2 protein-coding genes are annotated in these 5,523 nt (G+C 75.0%); both read right to left on the bottom strand.

Translation table 11 applies throughout. The features are described from left to right. Nucleotides 1-1,656, bottom strand: a 1,656-nt coding sequence (locus AC2VNT_RS09665) for a type I polyketide synthase (protein ID WP_486946648.1), incomplete at its 3' end; no start/stop codon positions are given. Next, a partial coding sequence (locus tag AC2VNT_RS09660) for an SDR family NAD(P)-dependent oxidoreductase (RefSeq protein WP_486946647.1) occupies nucleotides 1,653-5,523 on the bottom strand: 3,871 nt, incomplete at its 5' end. The genes AC2VNT_RS09665 and AC2VNT_RS09660, both read right to left, overlap by 4 nt.

The following is a 5,523-nucleotide window of genomic DNA, read 5'->3' as shown; positions in this document are numbered from 1 at the left end:
CTCGCCGCCGGCCAGCGCCCGCAGGCCGGCCAGCGCCTGAGCGTGGTCGGCGGCGGTCACCGTGGCGAACCGGCCGGCCCGGCTGCGGTGGTGGTTCAGCGTGTGCGCGACATCGGCCAGCGGCACCTGGGCGCCGTCGGTCTGCAGCCAGTCGGCGAGCACCGCCGCGGTCGCCGCGATCCGCTCGTCGGACTTGCCGAAGACCACCAGGGTCACCACCGCCGGCTGGGGCGCCGCCGGGGCGGCCGGTCGGGCCGGGGCCTGCTCCAGCACCACGTGCGCGTTGGTGCCGCCGAGACCGAACGCCGACACCGCGGCGCGGCGCGGCCCGGCGCTCTCCGGCCAGGCGGTGTTCTCGGTGGGGACGAACAGCCGGGTGGTGGCGGCGTCGACGGCCGGGTTCCACCGGGAGAAGTGCAGGGTGCGCGGGATCTCGCCGTGCTGCAGGGTCAGCACCGCCTTGATGAAGCCGACCACCCCGGCGGCGGCCTCCAGATGGCCCAGGTTGGTCTTCACCGCGCCCAGCGCGCACCGGCTCTGGCCGCGGCCGTACGTGGTGGTCAGCGCCTCCAACTCGATCGAGTCGCCGAGCACGGTGCCGGTGCCCTGCCCTTCGACGTAGTTCACCGCGTCGGGGGCCACCCCGGCCATCCGCAGCGCGTCGGTGATCACGTCGCGCTGGGCCAGCACGTTGGGTGCGGTCAGCCCACTGGACCGGCCGTCGTGGTTGACCGCCGAGCCGCGCACCACCGCCAGCACCCGGTCGCCGTCGCGCTCGGCGTCGGCGAGCCGCTTGAGCACCACCACCCCGGCGCCCTCGCCGCGGACGAACCCGTCGGCGTCGGCGTCGAAGCTCTGGCACCGGCCGCGCGGCGAGAGCGCCGACCATTTCGACAGGGTGATGCTGGTGAACGGCGACAGCGACAGCTGCACCCCGCCGGCCAACGCCAGGTCGCTCTCCCGCAGCCGCAGGCTCTGGCAGGCCAGGTGGATGGCGACCAGCGACGACGAGCAGGCGGTGTCCACCGCCAGCGACGGACCCTGCAGGCCGAGCAGGTAGGAGATCCGGCCCACCGCGGTGCTGTGCGTGTTGCCGGTGCCGATGTAGGCGTCGGTCTGCCCGGCGCCTTCCCCGTTGACCGCGGCACCCTCCACGTTGAGCAGGGTGTAGTCCCAGGTGGACAGCCCCATCATCACCCCGGTTCGGCTGCCGCCCAACGAGTCCGGCGCGATGCCGGCGTGTTCCAGCGCCTCGTGGGCGACCTCCAGCAGCACCCGCTGCTGCGGGTCCATCGCGGCGGCCTCCCGCGGGGTGATGCCGAAGAAGTCGGCGTCGAAGCCGGCGACGTCGGAGAGGAAGCCGCCCCACTTGGTGGTCATCCGGCCCGGCGTCAGCGGATCCGGGTCGTAGAACTCGTCGGCGTCCCAGCGGTCGGCCGGCACCTCGCTGATCGCGTCCACCCCGCCGAGCAGCATCCGCCAGAAGCTCTCCGGGCCGGCCACGTCGCCGGGCAGCCGGCAGCCGAGCCCGATCACCGCCACCGGCTCGGCCACCCGGTCGACCGGGAAGACGGTGCCGACCCGGATCAGTTCGCGGGCCATCGCCTCCCGCGCCTGCGGGGAGAGTTTGGCGGCCGCTTCGGCGAGGCTGGTCATGGTCGTGGCGCTCCTGTCTGAACCTCGAGTTCGCCGGCGGCGACGAAGTCGGCCAGCAGGCCGGCGTCTTCGTCGGAGAGCGACACCTCGTCCCCGGTCTCGGCGGTGGCGGCCGGGTCGGGCCGGTCGGCCTGATAACCCATCCGCTCGCAGAGCGCCCCGGCCAGCGCCGCGACGGTCGGATACGCCCAGACCAGGGCGACCGGCAGGGTGATGTCCAGGGCGGATTCCAGCCGGTTGCGCAGCTCCAGCGCCATCAGCGAGTCCAGGCCGAGCGACTCGATCGACTGGTGGTGGTCGAGTGGATCGGTGCAGCGCCGCACCCCCTGGATCTCGCCGGCGATCGCCGCGGCCAGCAGCCCGGGACGCTCGGCCGGCGCGGCCGCGTCCAGTTCGGCGCGGACCCGGCTCTGGCCGCGCCGGCTCGGCGTCGCCGATTCGGCCAGTCCGGCGAAGAGGGTGGACCGCTCGGCGGCCGGGAACGACTGGAACCACTGCCGGACGTCGACGTGGAACACCCCGGTGCGGCCCCGGTCGGCGAGCAGCACCTGGCGCATCGCCGCCAGGCCCAGCTCCGCGGTGATCATCGAGAAGCCGAGATCGGCCAGGAACTGCGCCTGACCCACCTCGGCCCACGGGCCCCAGTTGATGCCGTTGGCCGGCAGGCCATTCGCCCGGCGGTGGGCGATCAGGCCGTCCACCCAGGCGTTCGCGGCGGCGTAGGCGCCCTGCCCGGGCGAGCCCAGCATCGAGGCCGCCGACGAGAAGCTCAGCCACCAGTCCAGGTCGAGGTGGGCGGTGGCCCGGTGCAGCCACCAGTGGCCGGGCACCTTCGAGGCGAACACCCGCGCGGTGGCCGGCCCGGAGATGTTCAGCACGGTCTCGTCGTCGAGCACCATCGCGCTGTGCAGCACCCCGGCCGGCCGCAGCCCGGCGGCCTGGACGGCGGCGACCAGCCGGGTCGCCGTCACCGGCTCGGCGATGTCGCCGGTGACCACCTGCACCCGGCCGGGCTCGGCGAGTTCGGCGATCGCCGCGGCCACCTCGGCGGTCGGCGCGGAGCGGCCGTTGAGCACCACCAGGCCGGCGCCCTGTTCGACCAGCCAGCGGGCGGCGACGAAGCCCAGACCGCCCATGCCGCCGACCACGATGTAGCCGCCGGCCGGGTCCACCGGCGGCGCGGCCGGCGGCGCCGCGACCGCGGTGATGCTGCCCGCCGCGGGGACGGTGAGGACGATCTTGCCGACGTGGTTGCCGGCGGCCATCAGCCGGAACGCGTCGGCGGCGTCGGCCAGGCCAAACTCGGTGACCGGGGGGATGGTCAGCTCGCCGGCCACCACGTGGTCCAGCAGCTCGGCCAGCAGCCGTCGGTAGTGCCGCGGCTGCCGGCGCAGGTTCAAGTCGAGGTCGACCACCGCGAACGAGCCGCTCTTGGCCAGGGCGGCCAGCCCAAGCTGGGCGTCGGCGTAGACGTCGCGCTTGCCCAGCTCGACGAACCGCCCGCCGGGCGCGAGGATCTGCACGCCGCGCCGGATCGCCTCCCCGGCAAGGGAGTTCAGCACGACGTCGACGCCCTCGCCGTCGGTGGCGGCCAGGATCTCGTCGGCGAACGCCACGCTGCGCGAGTCGCCGACGTACTCGACGCCCATGCCGGCCAACAACTCCCGCTTGGATTCCGAGCCGGCCGTGGTGTAGATCCGGGCTCCGATCATGGTGGCGATGGAGACCGCCGCCAGGCCGACGCCGCCGGTCGCCGAGTGGATCAGCACCCGTTCTCCGGGGGCCAGCCGGGCCACCTCACGCAGCGCGTACCAGGCGGTCAGGTAGGCGATGCCGAGCGCGGCGGCCTGGCTGTCGGAGAGCTGGTCGGGGATCGGCACCGCCAGGTCGGCGGCGGTGGTCAGGTGGCTGCCGAACGCGCCCGGGCCGAACGCGATCACCCGCTGACCGACCTGCACCGAATCGACCGCGCCGCCGCGACGGGTGACCCGCCCGACGCATTCGCTGCCGATCACCGGGGCGGCGCCGTCCAGCGTCGGGTACAGCCCCATCGCCTTGAGGACGTCGCTGAAGTTCAGTCCGGCGGTGGCCACCCGGATCTCGATCTGGTCGTCGTCCGGCGGGGTGCGCCGCACGGCGTGGGTGGCGAGCGCGTCCAGCCGGCCGGGCTGGTCGGTGCGCAGCCGGATGGCGCCGTCTCCGCCGAGGTCGACGGCGACCGGGCGCGGGTCCGCCGGCAGCGCGCCGTCGGCGGCGACCGGCAGCCGGACCACCCGGTGCACGTACCGCTGCCCGCCGCGCACCGCCACCTCGTCGTGCGGGGCGTCGGCCCGCAGCTCGCGCACCAGCGCGCCGGCCGCTTCCGTGCCGTCCGGGTCGAGGTCGACGGTGGTCGGCCGCAGTTCGGAGTGCTCGAAGGTGAGCACCCGGGCGATGCCGCGCAGCGCGGCCTGCGCCAGGGTCACCGGCTCGCCGTCGGTCACCTGCTGGGCGCCGCGGGTCACCACGAAGAGCCGCGGGCTGTCGCGCAGGCCGACCTGCGAGAGGGTCTTGACGATGTCGGCAACCAGCAGGGTGCGCGACTGCGCCAGGTCCAGCTGCTCCCGCTCGGAGCGGGCCTGGTCGGTGCGCCGCTGCGGGCAGATCAGCGCGACCGCCTGGACCGCCACGTCTTTTCGGGCGAATGCGGCCCGCAGCGCGGCGTTGTCGCCGGGCGGGACGGTGTGGCACTGGGCGGTGTGGCCGGCCAGCTGGGCCTGCGCGGCGGCGAGCAGGGGATCGTCGGGGTCGCCGATCAGCAGCACCGCGTCCGGGCCCGCGGCCGGGATGTCCAGCTCCGCCGGCTCCCAGGCCAGGGTGAAGACCCGGCCGGCCAGCTCACTGCCGGCGCCGGGGCGCAGCGCCACCATCTCGACCTCGTCGACGTCCAGCAGCACCCGGTCGGCGTCGCCGAGCAGCCGCACCCGCCCGGTGAACCGGTCCGGATCGGCCGTCGGCGCCAAGGTGGCCAGCGCCGAGATGCCCTCGGTGACGTCGCCGTAGACCCGCACCCCGGCCAGCCGGACCGGGAGCACCACCGCGCCGGCGCCGGCACCGTCCCGGTCGGTCAGTTCGGTGGCCACCCGGGTGGCACCCAGGGTCTGCAACGCGACGTCCAGCATCACCGGGTGCACGACGAAGTGCCGCGACCCCTGCCTGGCCTCGGCCGGCAGCCGCACGGTGGACCGGGCGGCCCCGGAGGCCAGCCGGGTCAGGCCGGTGATGCCGCGAAACGCCGGGCCGTGCTGCTGGCCGGCGCCGCGCAGCCGCTGGTAGAGGTCCTCGACGGGCGACTCGGTGGCACCGTTTCGGTCGGCGCCGAACGGCTCGGGGGCCGGTGCTCCGCCGCGTTCCAGGACAGCGCTGGCGTGCAGCGTCCAGCCGGATTCGTCGCCGCCGGAGCGGATCTCGACGGTCGGCCGGGGCTCGCCACCGCGCAGCGTGGTGACCACCGACGTCGCCTCGCCGATCGGCAGCACCTGGCTAAGCCGCAGATCGACGATGGCCCATGGGTTTTCGTCGTCCGCACCGAACGCGTCGGTTGCCGCGGCCAGCGCCAGCTCGGCGTAGGCCGCGCCGGGCAGCACGCACATCTCGTCGACCCGGTGGTCGCCGAGCCAGAGGAAGTCCGGGCTCAGGGTGCGCTGCCAGATCCGGGTGCCGGTGCTGGGGTCGGTGACCCCGGAACCGAGCAGCGGATGGCCGGCCACCGGGGTGGTCGACGCCGCCGGGATCCAGTGGTGGGTGTGTCGCCACGGGGTGGCCGGCAGCACCGGGTGCGGTTCGGGCGGGTGCTCGCCGAGCTGCGGGGCGGTGGTGCAGGCGGTG

Source organism: Mycobacterium sp. TH-M15 (genome assembly GCF_057473705.1).
The sequence above is the reverse complement of the archived record's forward strand: the minus strand, read 5'-3'. Positions and strand labels throughout refer to the sequence as shown.